The organism is Vibrio sp. Evd11 (genome assembly GCF_900382755.1).
Taxonomy (GTDB): Bacteria; Pseudomonadota; Gammaproteobacteria; order Enterobacterales; family Vibrionaceae; genus Vibrio; species Vibrio lentus.
Genome location: NZ_OSDX01000014.1, coordinates 62,213 through 81,424, shown reverse-complemented (window position 1 = coordinate 81,424; position 19,212 = coordinate 62,213). Strand labels below are relative to the sequence as shown.

The following is a 19,212-nucleotide window of genomic DNA, read 5'->3' as shown; positions in this document are numbered from 1 at the left end:
CGGAATTTATAGACTTTATACTTGAGGAATGCCGTTATCATATCTACCGCGAACATCACAATGCAATTTGGCGCAGAGCCGCTGTTTGAAAACATCTCTGCTAAATTTGGTAACGGCAACCGCTACGGTTTGATCGGCGCCAATGGTTGCGGCAAATCAACGTTCATGAAAATCCTAAGTGGCGCATTAACGCCAAGCTCGGGCAACGTTTCGATCACTCCGGGAGAAAAACTGGGTGTGCTAAGCCAAGATCAGTTCGCATTCGAACAATACAGCGTTATCGACGTTGTGATCATGGGTGACAGAAAGCTGTGGGAAGTAAAACAAGAACGTGACCGCATTTACTCTTTGCCAGAAATGAGCGAAGACGATGGCATGAAAGTCGCTGAGCTTGAAAGCGAATTCGCGGAAATGGATGGCTACACAGCAGAAAGCCGTGCAGGTGACATCCTGATCCAAGCAGGTATCGAAGAAGAGTTTCACTTCGGCCTGATGCAGCAAGTTGCTCCGGGTTGGAAACTGCGTGTGCTATTGGCACAGGCACTGTTCGCAAACCCAGACATCTTGCTTCTTGATGAACCGACCAACAACTTGGACATTCACACGATTAACTGGCTTGCTGAAGAGCTAAACCAGCGTAAATGTACAATGATCATCATTTCGCACGATAGACACTTCCTGAACTCTGTATGTACGCACATGGCGGATATCGACTACGGTGAATTGCGTGTTTACCCAGGTAACTACGAATACTTCCTAGAAGCTTCTGGTTTGATTCGTGACCAACTTTTAGCGAGCAATGCTAAGAAAGCGGCTGAGATCAGCGAACTGCAAGACTTCGTAAACCGTTTTGGTGCGAACGCATCTAAAGCGAAACAAGCAAGTTCTCGCGCTAAGAAGATGGACAAGATCACGCTTGATGAAGTGAAATCATCGAGCCGTATGAGCCCATCAATTGATTTTGGTGAAGGCAAGAAACTACACCGTCAAGCACTTGAACTTAAAGAACTTGGTCACGGCTTCGATGGCGAAACACTGTTTGCTGGTGGCAACTTGCTACTTGAAGCGGGTACACGTCTTGCCGTTATCGGTGAGAACGGTGTGGGTAAAACCACTCTGCTACGTTGCCTAGTTCAAGAGCTAGAGCAAAACGAAGGCATCGTTAAATGGTCTGAAAACGCATCTGTAGGCTACTGCCCGCAAGACAGCACGACTGATTTCGATAACGACCTGAGCATCTTCGATTGGATCTCACAATGGCGCACGGCGAAGCACGATGACCTAATGGTACGTGGCATTCTAGGTCGTCTATTGTTTACTGCTGATGATGCAAACAAGAAAGCACGTAACTGTTCGGGTGGTGAGAAAAACCGTCTGTTATTCGGCAAGTTAATGATGCAAGACATCAACGTACTTGTTATGGACGAACCAACCAACCACATGGACATGGAAGCAATCCAAGCTCTTAATGATGCGTTGAAGGTTTACACTGGCACGCTTATCTTCGTAAGCCATGACCGTGAGTTTGTTTCTTCACTAGCAAATCACATCATCGATGTGAAAGATCAACAGCTAGTAAGCTTCCAAGGTACTTATGAAGAGTACCTAGACCACCAGAAAAAGATGCTGATGGTTAATTTATAAGTAAGTCGCTGGCTTAGAGCGTGAACGACTTAAAGCCAGCGAAACTAATAAACAAAAAAGCCCCGAACATTAATGTGTTCGGGGCTTTTTCTATTTAGATCATGTCGCTATTTATTACTCAGTAACCAAACCTAGATACGAAATCTAGATTAGAAACCGAAGCGAGCAGACATTAAGATTTGGTGGCCGTAAGTGCCATTGTTCCGCATATCAAGGCCAACAGAAAGTTGATCTGTAGAGTGGAAGCGTGCACCAACACCAACAATTGAATGCGTGTCGTCGTTGTCGATCAGTTGGCCTAGGCGTGCGTTAACTTCCACGTTTGCCATTAACCAAGCTCTCAAGCCAATATTGACTTCAGTTTTGATATGGTTGTCGTCATTACGTTCAATGTTGTGCAGTAGCATTTGACCCGTAACGTCAGCAAATTGACTAATTGGGCCGTTAAACCCCATACCTACAGCTGCATCCCAATCACTTTCAAATTCAGAATCGATACGCGCAACGAAGTGTGAGTTCTGGGTGAACATTGTTGTGACTTCACCACCGAAAGTACTAGGGCTCGTACCCATGCGCAGCTCGAATGTGTTGTAGTTAAAGTTGTTTGCAGACGCAGAGAATGAACACAGTGCAGCTAACCCCAGAAGGACAGTCTTGTTTGTGCGACCTAGCATGGTGACTCCATATAAATTGTATTTTTCGGCAGTATATACAAAAAAGCCTGCAATATGCAGGCCAATTAATTGAAGTTCGTTATTTAAAGCGAGATGTTGGAGTTTTGGAGCTTACAACACTTGTATATGGTCAACTTCGATTTCTGGTGTCTTGCCGCCTTCATATTCACCGAAGATACGAACTTTGGTATCAGCGGTTAGTGGTTGTGCCAGGCGGATATCGTCATCCAGCTCAATTTGAATTTCACTCTGTCCGTCAGAGAAGATAAACGTGTCATTCTTTAGTTGACGAACAATCTTGCCATCTACAATCGCTTCTTGCTCTGCGAACATGCTTGTGTCTGCAAGTAGTGTTGCAACAGAAACGGTTTCAATCGGACCCGTGTAAGCAATAGCGCTCTCGTGCTTGTTGCCGTTGCTCTCGTTGTGGTGGTCACTAGCCATTGCGAAAGTAGGTGCAAGGATAATAGTAGATGCGATAGCTAATACAGTTTTTTTCATGGTGAATCCCTTAATGTTGTTTTTAGTAGAAACGTTTTGTGAATTTGAAACGCTTCTTTTCGTTAGTACGTTTTACTTGTTGATGCGCTGCTTATCGTTCATAAGCTTCGTTTCGATGTAGCTATTAAACAACACTGGGGTTGAATCCAGAGTGAGTAACACATTCATTTTCCATTCATTTTATTGAGCATCTACTCGGCAATGGCGTTAAGATGGAGGCAGAGAAATATTGCCCACAGCTATAAATTGAAAATTAAGAAATTAAGAAATTAAGGATTTAAGTACAAATGCGATCACCATTAAGTGCCCTTATGGTTCAAGGGACAACGTCAGATGCCGGAAAAAGTGTGTTGGTGGCAGGTTTATGCCGTGTATTGGCAAGAAAAGGAATCAAAGTGGCACCTTTTAAGCCACAAAACATGGCTTTAAACAGTGCGGTGACAAAAGATGGTGGCGAAATCGGCCGTGCTCAAGCGGTTCAGGCGCAAGCTTGTAATATTGAACCTACCGTTCACATGAACCCGGTATTGCTAAAACCTAATTCAGATACCGGCGCGCAAGTGATTCTTCAAGGTCGAGCGCTGAGCAACATGGAAGCTACGGGTTATCACGATTACAAGAAAGTGGCGATGGATACGGTTATTGATTCGTTTGTTCGACTTTCTAAAGAATATGAAAGCGTGATGATTGAAGGCGCGGGTAGCCCAGCTGAAATCAACCTCCGTGAAAATGATATCGCTAACATGGGATTTGCTGAGAAAGCGGACATCCCTGTGATTATCGTGGCTGATATCGACCGTGGCGGCGTATTTGCGCACCTCTATGGCACCTTGGCTCTGTTATCTGAATCTGAACAAGCTCGCGTAAAAGGTTTTGTGATTAATCGTTTTAGAGGCGATATCGCGCTGCTTCAATCTGGCCTTGATTGGTTAGAAGAGAAAACCGGTAAGCCAGTGATTGGTGTTCTGCCATACCTGCATGGTTTTAACCTTGAAGCGGAAGATGCCATCACTTCAGCCCAAGAGTCTGACGGAGAAGCTAAACTTAAAGTCGTGGTGCCAGTGTTAACACGAATAAGCAATCACACAGACTTTGATGCGCTAAGGCTCAATCCTTCCATTGATTTACGTTACGTAGGAAAAGGCGAGCGTGTAAACAACGCGGATTTGATTATCTTGCCGGGCACAAAATCAGTAAGAGCCGATTTGGATTACTTAAAAGAGCAAGGCTGGGACAAAGATATTCAGCGCCACCTACGTTTAGGCGGCAAGGTGATGGGTATTTGTGGTGGTTACCAGATGCTAGGAAAGATCATCCACGATCCGGATGGAGTTGAGGGTGAACCCGGCAGCAGTGAAGGGTTAGGGTATCTGGATACTGAAACGACCTTAACGCAGCAGAAAACCTTAACTAACGTGCGCGGTACTATGACGCTGGATGGAAAATCAGCACAAGTAAAAGGTTATGAAATTCACGTAGGTAGGACTGATGTCAATGAAACGGCCTTACCGGTTCAGTTAGAATCAGGCAGCCTTGATGGCGCAGTGAATCAAGACAACTCGATTTTTGGTACTTACCTGCATGGCGTATTCGATAACAGTGATGCGTTATCGCTTATTTGCGAATGGGCAGGAGCCAATGATGTAACCGCAATTGACCACGAACAACTTAAGGAGTTGGGTATTAACCGAATCGCTGATGCCATCGAAGAGCACTTAAATCTTGATTTGCTTTGGCCTGAGCTTAAAGCTCGGTTTTGAATTAGAAATATCGATTAAGAAATCAAACGAACAATAGATAAGTGAGAACAATGAAAAAGCTAGTCACCCTTGTCACCTTAGCATTAACGACTTCGTTGAGTTCGACTCATCTTTTGGCGGCAGAAAAGCTACGAGTTTATGCCGCATCGTCTATGACTAACGCGGTTAATTTGTTGATAGAAGAGTTTGAGAAAGAACATTCAGTCGATATTGTTCCCGTTTATGCCAGCACATCGTCATTGGTAAGACAGATTGAAAGAGGGGCACCTGCGGACATTTTTATTTCAGCAAATGAAAAGTGGATGACGCATTTAGTCGACCGAAAATACGTTTCTAGTGACAATGTCACAAACTTGTGTGAAAACGAACTTGTGTTGATTTCACCTAAAGAGATACCGGTCTCATTGGAACTCTCAAAGGGAGACCAGTGGTCTAAATTGCTGACTAATGAACGACTTGCTGTCGGTAATACTATGTCGGTGCCAGCAGGTATCTACGCTAAAGAAGCGTTAGAAGCTCTGGGGGTTTGGGGTAATGTGAGCACTCGATTGGCACCAAGTAACAATGTTCGTATGGCATTGGCCTTGGTGGAACGGAGTGAAGCGAAGCTCGGCATTGTCTACAAAACCGATGCGTTATTATCGAAAGAAGTCGATGTCGTTGCCACGTTTCCTTCAAATCTCCACACACCAATACGTTACCCTGTAGCTAAATTGAACGACAAATTAACCACGAATGACTTCTATACTTTTCTAAACGATGAAAAGGCAAAAGACATTCTTAACAGTTTTGGTTTTGAAGCGCATTAAATGATGTTTTTATCTGAGTACGAATACCAAGCCTTAATGCTGAGTTTAAAAGTCGCTGGGTTTGCCATCTTATGGCTTATTCCTATCGGCATTGGCTTAGCTTGGCTGCTGGCTAAGAAACAGTTTGTTGGCAAAAGCATAGTCGAGAGCATTGTGCACCTGCCTTTGGTGTTGCCTCCTGTGGTCATCGGTTATTTGTTGCTGGTGATGATGGGTAGACAAGGCGTTATTGGCTCATGGCTTAATGAAGTGTTTGGTATCGTATTCAGCTTTAGCTGGAAGGGCGCGGCATTGGCGTGTGTTGTTGTCGCGTTACCATTGATGGTTCGTTCTATTCGCCTGAGCTTAGAAACTGTTGATAGTAAACTTGAAGAGGCGGCAGCCACATTGGGCGCTTCACCGATTCGTGTGTTTTTCACTATCACACTGCCTCTTATGATCCCCGGGATCATTACCGGTACCATGCTTTCATTCGCAAGAAGCTTAGGGGAGTTTGGTGCGACAATCAGCTTCGTTTCGAATATTCCCGGTGAAACTCAGACCATCCCATTGGCCATGTATACCTTTATTGAAACCCCTGGCGCTGAAATGGAAGCGGCACGTTTGTGTGTCATTTCAATTGTTATAGCGCTTGGTTCATTGATGCTTTCTGAATGGCTCAATAAGAAGTCTGCACAGCGACTAGGAGGCAATGCATGAGTGCTTTGATCCTCCAATACCAGCAACAGTTGGGTGAAACCTTCTTTGATATCGACCTACAACTCCCAAGTAGCGGCATTACTGCGATCTTTGGTCGTTCTGGCGCGGGAAAAACATCACTTATCAATGCGATTAGTGGCCTTAAGCAGCCAGATAAGGGCTTGATCAGCGTATCGGGAACTACCTTGTTCGACAGTGATAAGGGCATTAACTTGCCGACTCACAAACGTAATGTCGGCTATGTGTTTCAAGAATCGCGATTGTTTCCGCACATGAAGGTGTCAGGCAATCTTAAATATGGCATCAAAGACTTCGATAAAACGCATTTCGATCAGATTGTCTCCTTGTTATCTCTCGGTTTATTGCTAGACCGTTACCCAGCACGTTTGTCGGGTGGTGAGAAGCAACGTGTGGCAATTGGACGTGCTTTGTTGTCTAAGCCGAGCATTTTGTTGATGGATGAGCCATTAGCGTCTCTTGACTTGCCTCGTAAGCGTGAAGTGATGCCGTTTTTGGAAAACCTCTCTGAAACCGTTCAGATTCCGATCATTTACGTGACACACAGCCTTAACGAGATTCTACGCTTGGCCAATCATCTTGTGATCATCGAGCAAGGCAAAGTCATTTCGTCGGGCGTGACAGAAGAAGTATGGGCTTCAAGAGCGATGCAGCCGTGGCAATCATTCTCAGAACAAAGCTCATTGTTTGAGGGGACGTTGGCTGAGCACAATGACGATTATGCGTTATCTCGTTTGAAGCTTGGCAAATCGACATCGTTGTGGGTTCAGAAGGTGTCGAGCGACATTGGGGCTGCGGTAAGGTTACAAGTTAGGGCAAATGATGTCTCTATCACGCTAGAACAGCCGCAAGGTACTTCGATACGTAATATCCTTCCTGTGACTATTAAAAGCGTAGAGACGCACCAGCAAGGCTCAAATAAGCAGAGTGTTGCGGTAGAGCTGGAGCTAGAGCCTGGTTGTTACTTGTGGGCGACCATAACGTTATGGGCGTTGGACGAGTTGAGTTTGGAAATCGGTCAGCAAGTTTACGCTCAAATTAAAGGTGTGAGTGTTGCTCAACGAGATATTGCCGTTACGCACTGATTCAGATGCGCCCTTTGAGGCAATGAGTTAGATAAATTCGCCCATTGTCTTTTCTATGTTTAAAGCTTTTCAGCGATGTTTAATGTTTGTCTGCGATATGAATGTTGATCTTGATGCCATGAATGGATACATGCGTCATTTTTATACGGTATAACTGCCAGTTTTGCGTCACACTGTATGAATGCTAAGGCATATTATTTGCTCTAACTCAAAGAGTGACTAGAGCTGTAATGACAAATTCTGCATCAGCACAAGAACACGACGAACGACGAAATTAAGCGGTGAATACGTAAAACGATTAGCAGACAAAGCAACAGGCACAAAAAAGCCGCATGTTTGAAGTAACATACGGCTTAATCATAAAGTTTTCGTTAAGCACTCAACCTAAATTTAGGTGAGATGAATGGGTTATCGGATGAAAACTTCTTTAAAATCACGCTTCAAGATAGCATCACGGCGTGCTTTCTTGATTTGCTTAGCCATGTCTTTTACACAGTTGTGTAAAATTTGATCAAGCAGTTGAGCTCGGTACTCTTCTTTTTCTTCATCAGACATGCCTTCTGGAAGTTTAAGAGTAGGGAACTCTTCCATCATGTTTACACCAGCGAAAGCTTGGCTAACAGAGATTAGAGCGTGGAATTGCTCAAAGTTGTCCAAAACATTTTGTGCGCTTGCTGGAAGGCTGCTCCAAGTTTCACGCACTGCTTCTTCAGACACCTCGTGAATAGAAGTAACCATGTTGTGCATCTCTTTAGGCACTTCATCAAATTCGATAACTTGGCGAAGCTCTGGTGAGATAGTGGTTAAATCGATTTCTTGTACTTCGTTGTTTGTAGCGTCTGACATAGTATTTCTCTTTAAAAAGAAACAATGCTAAAAAGATCTGTAAAAAAGTCAATATAATATAGAGATTAGGGCATGAATTAAGCCCAAAATTGAGCTACTTTCAATATTCAACGCTAGATAAAGGTGATGTGATGATAGAAAAGGGATCTTCGATGCGCATATTGCTGGTTGATGATGTTCAACTAGACAGGATGCAACTTGCTATTCGACTTAAGCAATTGGGACATATTGTGGAAGCGGTAGGTAGCGGTAAAGAAGCTCTAAACATCTATTCTGATTTTGATCCTGAACTCGTATTACTTGATATCAGCATGCCAGACATGGATGGTTTTGAGGTCGCTAACGAGGTTCGTAGACAATTCCCCGAATGGGTTCCCATCATATTTCTGAGTGGCCATGAAGAACCTGAAATGATCGCGAAAGCGATTGATGCAGGTGGTGATGATTACCTAATCAAACCAGTTAACAAAGTGGTGCTGAATTCAAAACTTATCGCGATGCAGCGTATCGCTCATATGAGGCGAGAGTTAAAACAGAGCACCGCCAAACTTGAAGAATTGAACATACTCCTGCAACAGCAAGCCAATGAAGATGGCTTAACAAAATTGTATAACCGTCGATATATGGATACTAAGCTTGAAGAGAGCATTGCGTGGCACGGACGACGTAATATCCCCATGACTGTGATACTTCTAGATGTAGACTTTTTTAAGCCTTACAACGATAATTACGGACATATTCAAGGGGATAAGTGCCTACAAGGGCTTGCCAATACCTTGAAACAGCTGTTTGTTCGAGCTGGAGAGTTTGTCGGTCGTTATGGCGGTGAAGAGTTTGTTTTGGTCTTGAGTGACACGGACAGCGCCGCGGCTAAGTTACATGCGACTCGAATAAAAGAAGCATTGCATGACATGAACTATGCCCACGACCACTCAAGCGTATCCGATAGAGTGACAGCGTCACAAGGCGTGCTATCATTCGTGCCTGAAGGCGGTGAGTCGATCGCTTCTATTTATGAAAAGGTCGACCAAGCGCTTTATCAAGCAAAACAAAGTGGTAGAAATACCTTTATACAGCGCAGTATTTTGGAGCTTGCAGGCTAGTTGGCGAGCTCTTCTGGATATTTGAATTTATACTTCTATTAGCGTTTGAGCTTGGAAGTACTTTAAGTGATAAGAGAAATGCCATATTCAAAGTCATTTTCTATGGCTAATACATGTTGGACACTGATTGTCCCTGTATTCTACTTTGCGGTTCCTACTAATGTTCAAGCGAACCAGTTGTCTGATCTTGTCCGTAAGGATATAGAGCAGAACTTTGCAACCAGTGTACTTCTTAACGACACTGATGTTTTTACATTCGGTATCAACAACTTTGACCCTAATAAAGTGTTTCGTTTAGACAATGAAGACATTGGTTCGAACGATTCCGTAAGTCGTCGGAAAAACATAACCTCGCTTAGCCTTCCTTATACATTTGAGCTTCCAGCTTATATTGAAGATAACCATCAAGAGGTGACGCTGCGCTTATCAGCATTACGCACTGAGAAAGACGTTCAATACGCATCAGAAACTGTGTCTGATTTTCAGAAAGAGACTGTGATATCTGGCTATGTTGAGTTTGCAAACGTGTCTCAGTTGGATGAGTACTGGAGTTTTCATTCAGCGATTGGTAACCATATCTCTTACTATCGGAATGATTTTGAGTATCGTGCGAACATACTTAAACCTGTTGCCGAACAGCTTGATGGGTTGTATCTCAATACTGACGCTTGGGCTTACATCATAGAGCCCAAGATTAAATTGATCTATGAAGACAAGAATAACTGGGGTAAATATAAACTCAGTACCAGTTGGCATTATTTTAATGGTGTGGGTTGGGGGGAAGCCAATAACGGTAACATTGGCCACCCAGAAGGTTGGTATATCGCCAATGAAGCAAAGATCTTTTATGATTTAGTACGTTGGGACAAAAACATCACATCGATGTACTCCAGTATCAGACGAATTGATATTGGGGGCGATACTGTAGCGCCTATGGGTACAACGTCATATTACGAGGGTAGCGTAGGCTGGTTACTTAACCCAAACCTATTTAACGATTGGGTCGATAATGTGGGGATCGGGTTTACGATCAATTACGGCAGCAGCTTGAAAGGCGGGAGCTTAGTTATCTTCTTCAACCAAGACTAAGCTTCAACCAAGGTATAACGCTTCTTCCAAAGGCTCGTTTGTCGCTATGGCGATTAAGTTTCTAACTATAGCCCTTAAAGCTTCTAGCTATATCGCCTAACTGTGAACGCACAGTTTATTTCGGCCTGTTTCTTTCGCTTTGTAAAGTGCATTATCGGCAAGCTTCAACACTTCTTCGGGCTGTTTGGTGGTTGTACTGTCAGACAGGCCAATACTCACCGTGACATTGACTACTTTAGTTGGCTTGCCATTCTTGCCGCGCTTTTGCATGCCCACTTCATGATCATCAGGGCGGTCGTGAGTATTACGAATGATCATATCGTAATTCTGGATCTCAGAAATTAGAACTTGAAGATGCTCTTTTACTTGCTCAGTGTTCTTACCTTTGAAAATGATCGTGAACTCTTCACCACCATAACGATAAGCTTTCGCGCCACCTGTCGTTTCTCTTAATATACGCGCTACTAGCTTTAACACATCGTCGCCAATGTCATGGCCATAGGTATCATTGAATTTTTTGAAGTGATCGATATCGACCATAGCCATCGAATATTTACGGCCTAGGTGCTTCATATCGACTTCTAATGCATGTCTGCCAGGGATGTTAGTCAGTTGGTCATTAAACGCCATATCGTGGCTAGCGGACATCACATAGACGATAATCAATATGCCTGACAAAGAGAACATGGTGCTTGAGACGTATTGGATATCAAAGAATATGAAGGTACTCGAAGACAACAAAATCGCGCTGTAAACAACGACATCGATAGAGCGGTTATAAACCAAAACCAAAATCGACGTTAGGCCCAGTAAACAAAGGCTATAGAGCACCAGAATAAAAGGCAATTTAGAAAAGTCTCTAACGGTAAAGAGAATGCCTTCACTCCATGATTCAAAACCTCCGGCATGGAAGTGAGACACAATCAGTTGCGCCCAAACCATGAATAGCACCACAACCAAGGCGTAAAGGAACATGGACTTTGAGTTAACCCCGTTATCGGGGAAGGCATACACCAATAAGCAAGTAACCGGCACTAAAGCAGCCAGAAGAGACAGCTCCAATAATGTGGTTCCAGTGTTTAATGGGGTTTGTAAGCGGACTTGGATAATAAAATAGGCAACGAGCATGGTGAGAGACACCATAGCCATACGACCTTGCCTGAATGTGTGACACAGCAAAACGGCAACGCTCAATAAGATATATGGGAGGTTGCTAGCAAACCCTAAGTTTGAATCCGTCACGAGAATGACGTTGTTCATACCAGCGAGTAAAATTGCTAATAAAAATATAGGGAAGCAAAATCGAAACATGCTCGACGTTACAAAAGAAGATGCCATTTACGTGGTGAGCCTAATTATACTGATGATCTTATAATTTAATTTTATACGTAGGATACGGTTAAACAAGCGATTGCCAAGCTTTTTGCGTAAATCAGAGCAAAAACATAGTCATAGGTCGCTATTGGTGCAACTCTTTTTATATGTATTTGAGTTGCTATTAACCATAGAACGAACTACATAGTATATATGAGAAATTAATTAGTCGTTATAGTTACTTAACATGCAGTTAGTAAATCTGTAGTAATGAGTAGGGTATAGTAAGGTAACAATATGTAGGTCGTTGCCAAATTAGGCTAGAACACGATCTGTCGTGATAGCTACAAATGGAGGTGTAGTATGCAAATTAGTGTTGATGTACATAACTATATGGAAACTCTGGTTGGTCACGTTTTGGCTACCGAGGAATACGTGTCTAGCTATACCAATGAACAGTTGGCTGACCTCGCGTGTTTGGCTTTGGGTCAGCTTAAGCCCATCTATATTCGCTTCGATATCGATTTTCTTTCGGCATTGCCAGAAGACAAATTGGTACTCTATAAACGAAATAGTGAGATCGCAGTCAAGAATGCTGAAAGCATGATTATTGAGGATCGAAGACGAGATCGAACGGACAATGTGCCCGTTATATTTAGTCAACACAATTTTGACGATGACGTAGAATTGCAATGGTATGAAAAGCCATTGTTGAACACTAAACAGTCGTGATAGTTTAGTGTCAGTACGGTCATTTAAGGAGTAAAAAACGTGGGATTCTTTTCTAGATTATTTGGTGGCAAAGAAAAAACCGAACAAAAAGTAGAGATTGAGCCAGTGGAATACAAAGGCTTCAATATCTATCAAGACGCCATTGCAGAATCTGGTCAGTACCGTGTGGCTGGTCGTATCGAGAAAGAAATCGACGGTGAAATTAAAACTCATCGCTTTATTCGTTCTGATGTTGTTTCAAACAAACAAGACGCCGATGAATTGATGCTTAAAAAATCGCAAATGTTCATCGACCAAATGGGCGACAGTATATTTAGCTAACCAATTAGGGTTAGAGTTGATGTTGGTCATAATTTGGAGAGCTTTCAGTGTATATGCTGAAAGCTCTTTTTAGTTTTAGGGATAAAGAACAGCTAGTAGGTTGTTATTAAAAGGATTATTGGGAAGTGGTTTGACCTCTTTATTCGAGAGGCCCGTCATTTATCTAAATTAAGTGCTCAAAATCCATCCAAATCGTTATAAGTAATAACTTTTCCTGTTCTTTGAACAAAACGCTTGAAGTATTAGTTGTCGTTAGATACAAACGAATAAGTCATTGTGCCAATAGTCAAGGAATCGCTATGCAAATTGGTGTACCAAGAGAAACACTCGCAGGTGAAACGCGAGTCGCTGCATCGCCGAAATCGGTAGAACAGCTTCTAAAATTAGGATTTGAAGTTTGTGTTGAATCACAAGCAGGTGCGTTAGCAAGTTTTGATGATACAGCTTATGAACAAGCTGGAGCAAAAGTTGTAACCGCAGATGAAGCTTGGAAATCCGATATTATCTTTAAAGTTAACGCTCCCATCGTTGACGAGTCTAAAAATGAAATCGAGTTACTTAAAGATGGCGCAACACTGGTCAGCTTTATTTGGCCTGCCCAAAATCCAGAATTAATGGAACAGCTTTCTAGCCGTAATATTAATGTGATGGCAATGGACTCGGTACCACGTATTTCTAGAGCTCAAGCTTTGGATGCATTGAGCTCTATGGCAAACATTGCGGGTTACCGTGCTGTTGTTGAAGCCGCTCATGAGTTTGGTCGTTTCTTTACAGGTCAAATTACGGCTGCAGGTAAGGTTCCGCCAGCGAAAGTATTGGTTGCTGGTGCGGGTGTTGCTGGCCTTGCGGCTATTGGCGCTGCGGGTAGCTTAGGTGCGATTGTTCGCTCTTTCGATGTTCGTCCTGAAGTAAAAGAGCAAGTCGAGTCTATGGGCGCTGAATTCTTGGAAGTCGATTTCAAAGAAGATACCAGCGCGGGTGATGGCTACGCAAAAGAGATGTCTGACGCGTTCAACAAGAAAGCAGAAGAGCTTTACGCGGCTCAAGCGAAAGACGTTGATATCATCATTACGACGGCACTGATTCCAGGGCGTCCGGCGCCTAAGCTGATTACAAAAGAAATGGTTGATAGCATGAGCGCGGGTAGCGTGATTGTGGATCTTGCTGCTGCGAATGGTGGTAACTGTGAATACACGGTTGCGGATCAAGTGATCACCACTGCGAATGGTGTGAAAGTTGTGGGCTACACGGATATGGTTGGTCGACTGCCGACTCAATCATCTCAGCTGTACGCAACTAACTTGGTTAACCTACTCAAACTTCTCTGCAAAGAGAAAGACGGCAACATCAATATCGACTTTGAAGATGTTGTATTGCGTGGCGTGACAGTGGTTAAAGAAGGTGAGGTCACTTGGCCAGCTCCACCAATTCAAGTTTCTGCTCAACCACAACAACAGGCTAAGCCTAAAGCGGCTAAACCTGAACCAAAAGTTCAAGAACCTGTCTCTCCTATCAAGAAAGTGGCTGGTATGGCAGTTGCCGTCGGTGCTTTTGCTTGGATAGCTTCGGTTGCTCCTGCTGCGTTCTTATCTCACTTTACCGTTTTTATTCTCGCTTGTGTGGTGGGTTATTACGTAGTTTGGAATGTAAGCCATTCTCTGCATACTCCTTTGATGTCGGTGACTAACGCGATTTCAGGGATCATTGTAGTAGGTGCTCTGTTACAAATAGGACAAGGAAGTGGCGTTGTCACGTTCTTATCATTTATTGCCGTATTAATTGCAAGTATCAATATCTTTGGTGGCTTTACCGTGACCAAACGTATGCTTGAAATGTTCCGTAAAGACTAAGGAGTAACAGATGTCTGAAGGATTAGTACAAGCAGCTTATATTGTTGCTGCTGTATTCTTTATCATGAGCTTGGCTGGATTATCGAAACAGGAATCTGCACGTGCAGGTAACTATTACGGTATTACAGGTATGGCAATCGCATTGATCGCGACGATCTTTGGCCCTCACTCAGCAGGTATTGTGTGGATCATCATTGCAATGGTGATTGGTGGTGGTATTGGTATTCACTTTGCTAAGAAAGTTGAAATGACAGAAATGCCTGAGCTGGTGGCTATTCTGCACAGCTTCGTAGGTATGGCTGCGGTACTTGTTGGTTACAACAGTTACATTGATGCTCCAGTAGCAGCAACACATGCAGAGCACGTTATCCACTTGGTAGAAGTGTTCCTTGGCGTGTTCATTGGTGCGGTTACATTTACCGGTTCCATTGTTGCATTTGCTAAGCTACGTGGTGTTATTTCATCGTCTGCATTGAACATTCCTCATAAGCACAAGTGGAATTTAGCGGCTATCGTTGCTTCTACACTGTTAATGATCATGTTTGTTAAAGCTGATGGCAGCATGTTTGCGCTAATGGTAATGACACTTATCGCATTCGCATTCGGTTACCACCTAGTGGCATCGATTGGCGGTGCAGATATGCCAGTGGTTGTTTCAATGCTGAACTCTTACTCAGGTTGGGCAGCAGCAGCAGCAGGCTTCATGCTTGCGAACGACCTTTTGATCGTAACGGGTGCGTTGGTTGGTTCGTCAGGTGCAATTCTGTCGTACATCATGTGTAAAGCGATGAACCGATCGTTCATTAGCGTTATCGCTGGTGGTTTTGGCCAAGAAGTGGTTGTTTCTGACAGTGATGAAGAACAGGGTGAACACCGTGAAACATCTGCTGAAGATGTTGCGGATCTGCTTAAAAACTCTAAGTCAGTGATCATCACTCCAGGGTACGGCATGGCAGTAGCTCAAGCTCAGTACCCAGTGCATGAAATCACTGAAAAACTAAGAGCGCAAGGTATCAACGTTCGTTTTGGTATCCACCCAGTTGCGGGTCGATTACCGGGTCACATGAACGTGCTTCTTGCTGAAGCAAAAGTACCATACGACATCGTTCTTGAAATGGACGAACTTAACGATGACTTTAATGAGACAGATACTGTATTGGTTATTGGTGCAAACGACACCGTGAACCCTGCAGCATTAGAAGATCCAAACAGCCCAATTGCAGGTATGCCTGTATTGGAAGTCTGGAATGCTCAAAATGTTATCGTGTTCAAACGTTCAATGAACACAGGTTACGCCGGTGTGCAAAACCCACTGTTCTTTAAAGAGAATACACAGATGTTGTTTGGTGATGCTAAACAGAGCTGTCTAGGTATTTTAGAACATCTATAGAAAGAACTTTCTAAGCTCTTTCTAAGTGTTTTGTAAGCATTAAGCTAAGCGCCTAACTAAGCATTAAGTAACAACTAGACTAGGAGCTCATTTGAGCTCCTTTTTTTGATCTTAAGAACTTAGTCTTAATCCGAACCTATGCGATCGGGACGAGGGAAACCAAAGCAAAACCCAATCGAAGTAAAGCTGGATTCATCAATCGGGTAGTGATTACACTTGTGCAACACAATCCTAATCTGATGAAATTTATCGCTATAACGCACCATTCCCACTGTTTTCATGCGGTTAAAAATTTATCTTTGATAACGAATGGTATATATTTGTTTGATCTATATGAATTTGCGTTGGTTTGTGATCATCAAAAGAACATTTACTCTTCTTATCGCTACGTTATCTGTGTCTGCAAACGCACTTGCTGACTCTTTACCTGAGCGTATCGATAATTTCACCAAACTCTTTGATCATGAAACCGCAATCGAATCTTATGATATTCGATTATTACAGGCTGATTATCCAACACGTTTGATCATGCCGTCTTCTATGCTGCCACAAACAGCAGAGTACCCATTAAAAGACATTCAGCGCTTATACCAATTATCAAAAACGTGTAGCGGAAAATTACCACTTAGCCCTATAATTACCGAGCCTTTGGTATTTACTCGGGCAATGTGTAAAGGCACCAAGCTTTCTGACCGTTGGTTTAGTCGTAGCGGGCTTATCCACCCAGGTGGTGGTTCTTATGCCGCGCGTTACGTTGAAAAGTACCCTGATAAGTTCGACTCCTTAAAGCGCTTTATGCACATTCAAGAGCGTCCAAACGTTGAGCATGATGAACTGTTATCTCGCTTGCAGGATATGGACAGTGAAGCGATTACGGCACTGTTGGCTGGTGCGAGCATGTTTGTCGAGCTTGATGAAATGTGGGTTAAACGCGGCGACAGGTACTATTTATACAAAGAACCGGTTTGGTCTGAAAACGCAACACAAGCGGGTTTATCACTCAGTTTATCTTCCGAAGGTAACAGCTGTTTCGTCCAACGCGGTAACGTGTGTTGGGAAATAGAAGATCATTCAGAACTTTTGCAAGTCGCGATGTTCATACTGGTGTTTGCCAATATCATGCTTGTGGTGGGTTGGGCGATATATCGTTGGAACAGCAAGAAGCAAGAGATGAAAAGTCGAATGCTTGTCCTTCAGATCTTAACGCACGAACTCAGAACACCGATCGCGAGCTTATCTCTAACGGTTGAAGGCTTTAGACGTGAATTCGAACACTTACCAGAAACGGTATATGATGAATTCCGTCGACTTTGTGAAGACACACGTCGTTTAAGGCAGTTAGCCGAAGCGAGTAAAGATTACCTACAGTCGGATAATCAACCGCTGGCCACAGAGTGGGTACCGAGTGTACAAGAATGGCTTGAGTATAAAGTCGAAGAAGATTTTGCTCCGGGTATCGAACTCCGAGTAAACAAAGACATTGCTGCAAAATTGAACGTATATTGGTTAGGTACGTGTATCGATAACCTGATCAGAAACGCCGTGAAATACGGTGTGGCTCCAGTGATACTAGAACTGAATACTTCTGACAAGAAGCTGACATTCAAAGTTATAGATAATGGAGACTTGTCCCGTAAAGATTGGGGGCAACTAAGAAAGCCATTTGTAAGTAAAAGTGGACTAGGTTTAGGTCTGACGATAGTGGAATCTATGGTCGGAAAAATGGGCGGTCACATGACGCTGATAGGCCCCCCAACAACATTTATTTTGGAGATACCTTGTGAAACAGACATTGCTTCTCGTTGAAGATGATAAAAATTTAGCTGACGGTTTATTAGTTAGCCTTGAGCAAGCTGGATATGAATGTTTGCATGCAGAACTGATCTCTGAAGTTGAAGGCTACTGGGAACAAGCGGACCTAGTGATTCTAGACCGTCAACTTCCTGATGGTGACTCAGTAGATTCACTTCCAGGTTGGAAGAAGAAGAAAGACATTCCTGTTATTTTGCTGACGGCACTTGTGACAGTAAAAGACAAAGTCGCGGGCCTAGATTCAGGTGCAAACGACTACCTAACGAAGCCTTTCGCAGAAGCGGAACTGTTCGCTCGAATCCGTGCGCAGTTACGTCTGCCAGATGCTGAAGAGCAAGATGCATCAAAAGTGATGGCCCAGAACCTTGTTATCGACAAAGCGACACGCGAAGTGTTTTTTAACGAGCTTGAAGTCACGCTAACACGTACTGAATTTGATCTACTCTTGTTCTTGGCAAGCAACTTGGGTCGCGTATTCACACGTGACGAGCTGCTTGACCACGTATGGGGTTACAACCATTTCCCAACAACACGTACCGTAGATACGCACGTTCTTCAACTAAGACAGAAATTACCAGGTCTTGAGATCGAAACGCTTCGTGGCGTTGGTTATAAGATGAAAGCGTAATGAAAAAAGCCTTACTTCCACTATTAGCGTTAGCAACTGTCGTTAGCCCGGCACAAGCGGCCGATTGGTTTAAGAATAGTGATACTCTGACCCAAGTGCACAAACATCTGCTGGACAACGACTTGTCCCAGATGTTTGATTCATTGGTGGAAGTTTGGCAAATTAACTCTTCTCAAGTAAGAGAAGATCACCTCAATGAATTATTTGACCAAGCGTTAAATAAGGATTGTGGAAAAACCCTCACCAAAAAGACCTTACCGGAATGGATTAATTCGCTGGTCGTCAAAAGACACACCATTCAAAGCCCTGGACGAGATACGTTTAGAGTTGTGATCGAAGTTGAGTCCGAAGAGAGTATCCAAGACATCACCTTCGAGAAATGGGTTGATAAAGCTGTTTCATCAGATAGCGAACTCACGAAAGATAAAGAAGTCGTGAATAACGCTTCAGTTATTCTTTATAAGCAACGCTACAACTTGCCTTCTCAATTGGACTCAGGCTTATACCGTTTAAATGTGAAAACCGAGGGCGGCGTAGCTTGGAGCACTTGGATTATTCTTGGTGAAATTACGATGCGACAACAAGTACGTTGGGCATCTAAAGACACCTGGAGAATCGATAAAAAAGAGCTTCTTAACCCATATTGTCCGTTACCAAAGTTAGACGTTGGTTTGTACGATTACATCGACGAACACTATGAGCAGGTATGGGGCAAAAGCTACGAGTCAGATTATCCCATCAGTTTAAGTGCTGAAGAAGTTCCTAATGATCGCTACGTTTTGGCAGTTTCGATGATACATTCGCGCTGGCAAGGTGACATAGCGATAGAACAAGCACAAACTATCAGTAAAACTTATGATATTTCTAGCGAAGAAGAGTTAAAGTAATTTAAAATTGTGCCGTTAACTATGTAAGGGATCTAACAAAGATAAACGGC

General features: G+C 43.3%; 18 protein-coding genes. 14 read left to right on the top strand and 4 right to left on the bottom strand.

The features are described from left to right. Positions 1-36 precede the first annotated feature (36 nt). Entirely contained in the window at positions 37-1,644 is a 1,608-nt protein-coding gene (locus ED652_RS08660; RefSeq protein WP_076670851.1) for an ABC-F family ATPase, read from the top strand. 149 nt (positions 1,645-1,793) lie between these two features. Here the strand turns inward: ED652_RS08660 and ED652_RS08655 are convergent, their stop codons facing one another. Both ED652_RS08655 and ED652_RS08650 read right to left on the bottom strand, forming a co-directional pair. Continuing rightward, complete coding sequence (locus ED652_RS08655; RefSeq protein WP_017109605.1) at positions 1,794-2,318, bottom strand: hypothetical protein; 525 nt, start codon at positions 2,316-2,318, stop codon at positions 1,794-1,796. A gap of 111 nt (positions 2,319-2,429) precedes the next feature. Beyond that, complete coding sequence (locus tag ED652_RS08650) at positions 2,430-2,819, bottom strand: YgiW/YdeI family stress tolerance OB fold protein (RefSeq protein WP_102466362.1); 390 nt, start codon at positions 2,817-2,819, stop codon at positions 2,430-2,432. 287 nt (positions 2,820-3,106) lie between these two features. Between ED652_RS08650 and ED652_RS08645 the strand changes: the two genes are divergently transcribed. The 4 genes from ED652_RS08645 to modC are packed head-to-tail and all read left to right on the top strand — an operon-like array spanning position 3,107 to position 7,190. Beyond that, complete coding sequence (locus tag ED652_RS08645; RefSeq protein ID WP_122054371.1) at positions 3,107-4,579, top strand: cobyric acid synthase; 1,473 nt, start codon at positions 3,107-3,109, stop codon at positions 4,577-4,579. Between the two features lie 50 nt (positions 4,580-4,629). Beyond that, positions 4,630-5,388 carry a molybdate ABC transporter substrate-binding protein gene (modA, locus tag ED652_RS08640; RefSeq protein ID WP_122054369.1) on the top strand — a complete coding sequence of 253 codons (759 nt, stop codon included), beginning with the start codon at positions 4,630-4,632 and terminating at the stop codon, positions 5,386-5,388. Next, positions 5,389-6,087: a molybdate ABC transporter permease subunit gene (gene modB / locus ED652_RS08635; protein ID WP_017109609.1), complete on the top strand. Its 699-nt coding sequence runs from the start codon at positions 5,389-5,391 to the stop codon at positions 6,085-6,087. Continuing rightward, on the top strand, positions 6,084-7,190 hold the full coding sequence (gene modC / locus ED652_RS08630; protein WP_102383137.1) for a molybdenum ABC transporter ATP-binding protein ModC: 1,107 nt from the start codon (positions 6,084-6,086) through the stop codon (positions 7,188-7,190). Before modB ends, modC begins: the two co-directional genes overlap by 4 nt. Positions 7,191-7,598: 408 nt before the next feature. On the opposite strand, the gene ED652_RS08625 is transcribed toward modC, so the two are convergent. Then, complete coding sequence (locus ED652_RS08625; RefSeq protein ID WP_004731036.1) at positions 7,599-8,036, bottom strand: DUF3069 domain-containing protein; 438 nt, start codon at positions 8,034-8,036, stop codon at positions 7,599-7,601. A gap of 131 nt (positions 8,037-8,167) precedes the next feature. Here ED652_RS08625 and ED652_RS08620 point away from each other — a divergent pair, with 131 nt between their 5' ends. Both ED652_RS08620 and ED652_RS08615 read left to right on the top strand, forming a co-directional pair. Then, on the top strand, positions 8,168-9,139 hold the full coding sequence (locus ED652_RS08620) for a diguanylate cyclase (RefSeq protein ID WP_174214624.1): 972 nt from the start codon (positions 8,168-8,170) through the stop codon (positions 9,137-9,139). Positions 9,140-9,217: 78 nt separating this feature from the next. After that, a complete protein-coding gene (locus ED652_RS08615; RefSeq protein ID WP_065113012.1) occupies positions 9,218-10,228 on the top strand; it encodes a Solitary outer membrane autotransporter beta-barrel domain in 1,011 nt (336 codons plus the stop codon). A gap of 96 nt (positions 10,229-10,324) precedes the next feature. On the opposite strand, the gene ED652_RS08610 is transcribed toward ED652_RS08615, so the two are convergent. Next, positions 10,325-11,566 carry a GGDEF domain-containing protein gene (locus tag ED652_RS08610; RefSeq protein WP_122054366.1) on the bottom strand — a complete coding sequence of 414 codons (1,242 nt, stop codon included), beginning with the start codon at positions 11,564-11,566 and terminating at the stop codon, positions 10,325-10,327. A gap of 339 nt (positions 11,567-11,905) precedes the next feature. On the opposite strand from ED652_RS08610, the gene ED652_RS08605 reads away from it, so the two are divergent. The 7 genes from ED652_RS08605 to ED652_RS08575 all read left to right on the top strand — a co-directional run bounded on the left by ED652_RS08605 (position 11,906) and on the right by ED652_RS08575 (position 19,162). Then, the gene (locus ED652_RS08605) at positions 11,906-12,274 is read left to right on the top strand and encodes a late competence development ComFB family protein (RefSeq protein ID WP_122054364.1); all 369 of its coding nucleotides are present in this window, start codon (positions 11,906-11,908) and stop codon (positions 12,272-12,274) included. Between the two features lie 39 nt (positions 12,275-12,313). Beyond that, complete coding sequence (locus ED652_RS08600; protein WP_017107026.1) at positions 12,314-12,595, top strand: HlyU family transcriptional regulator; 282 nt, start codon at positions 12,314-12,316, stop codon at positions 12,593-12,595. A gap of 299 nt (positions 12,596-12,894) precedes the next feature. After that, positions 12,895-14,445 carry a Re/Si-specific NAD(P)(+) transhydrogenase subunit alpha gene (gene pntA, locus ED652_RS08595; protein WP_122054362.1) on the top strand — a complete coding sequence of 517 codons (1,551 nt, stop codon included), beginning with the start codon at positions 12,895-12,897 and terminating at the stop codon, positions 14,443-14,445. A gap of 10 nt (positions 14,446-14,455) precedes the next feature. Beyond that, positions 14,456-15,835, top strand: coding sequence for a Re/Si-specific NAD(P)(+) transhydrogenase subunit beta (gene pntB, locus ED652_RS08590; RefSeq protein WP_076678613.1), 1,380 nt, complete (start codon positions 14,456-14,458; stop codon positions 15,833-15,835). A 333-nt stretch (positions 15,836-16,168) separates the two neighbouring features. Beyond that, the gene (vxrA, locus tag ED652_RS08585; RefSeq protein ID WP_122054360.1) at positions 16,169-17,641 is read left to right on the top strand and encodes a sensor histidine kinase VxrA; all 1,473 of its coding nucleotides are present in this window, start codon (positions 16,169-16,171) and stop codon (positions 17,639-17,641) included. Then, on the top strand, positions 17,616-18,275 hold the full coding sequence (gene vxrB, locus ED652_RS08580) for a response regulator transcription factor VxrB (protein ID WP_122054358.1): 660 nt from the start codon (positions 17,616-17,618) through the stop codon (positions 18,273-18,275). The genes vxrA and vxrB overlap by 26 nt, the downstream gene beginning before the upstream one ends. After that, positions 18,275-19,162 carry a DUF2861 family protein gene (locus ED652_RS08575; RefSeq protein ID WP_122054356.1) on the top strand — a complete coding sequence of 296 codons (888 nt, stop codon included), beginning with the start codon at positions 18,275-18,277 and terminating at the stop codon, positions 19,160-19,162. The genes vxrB and ED652_RS08575 overlap by 1 nt, the downstream gene beginning before the upstream one ends. Positions 19,163-19,212: the final 50 nt, after the last annotated feature.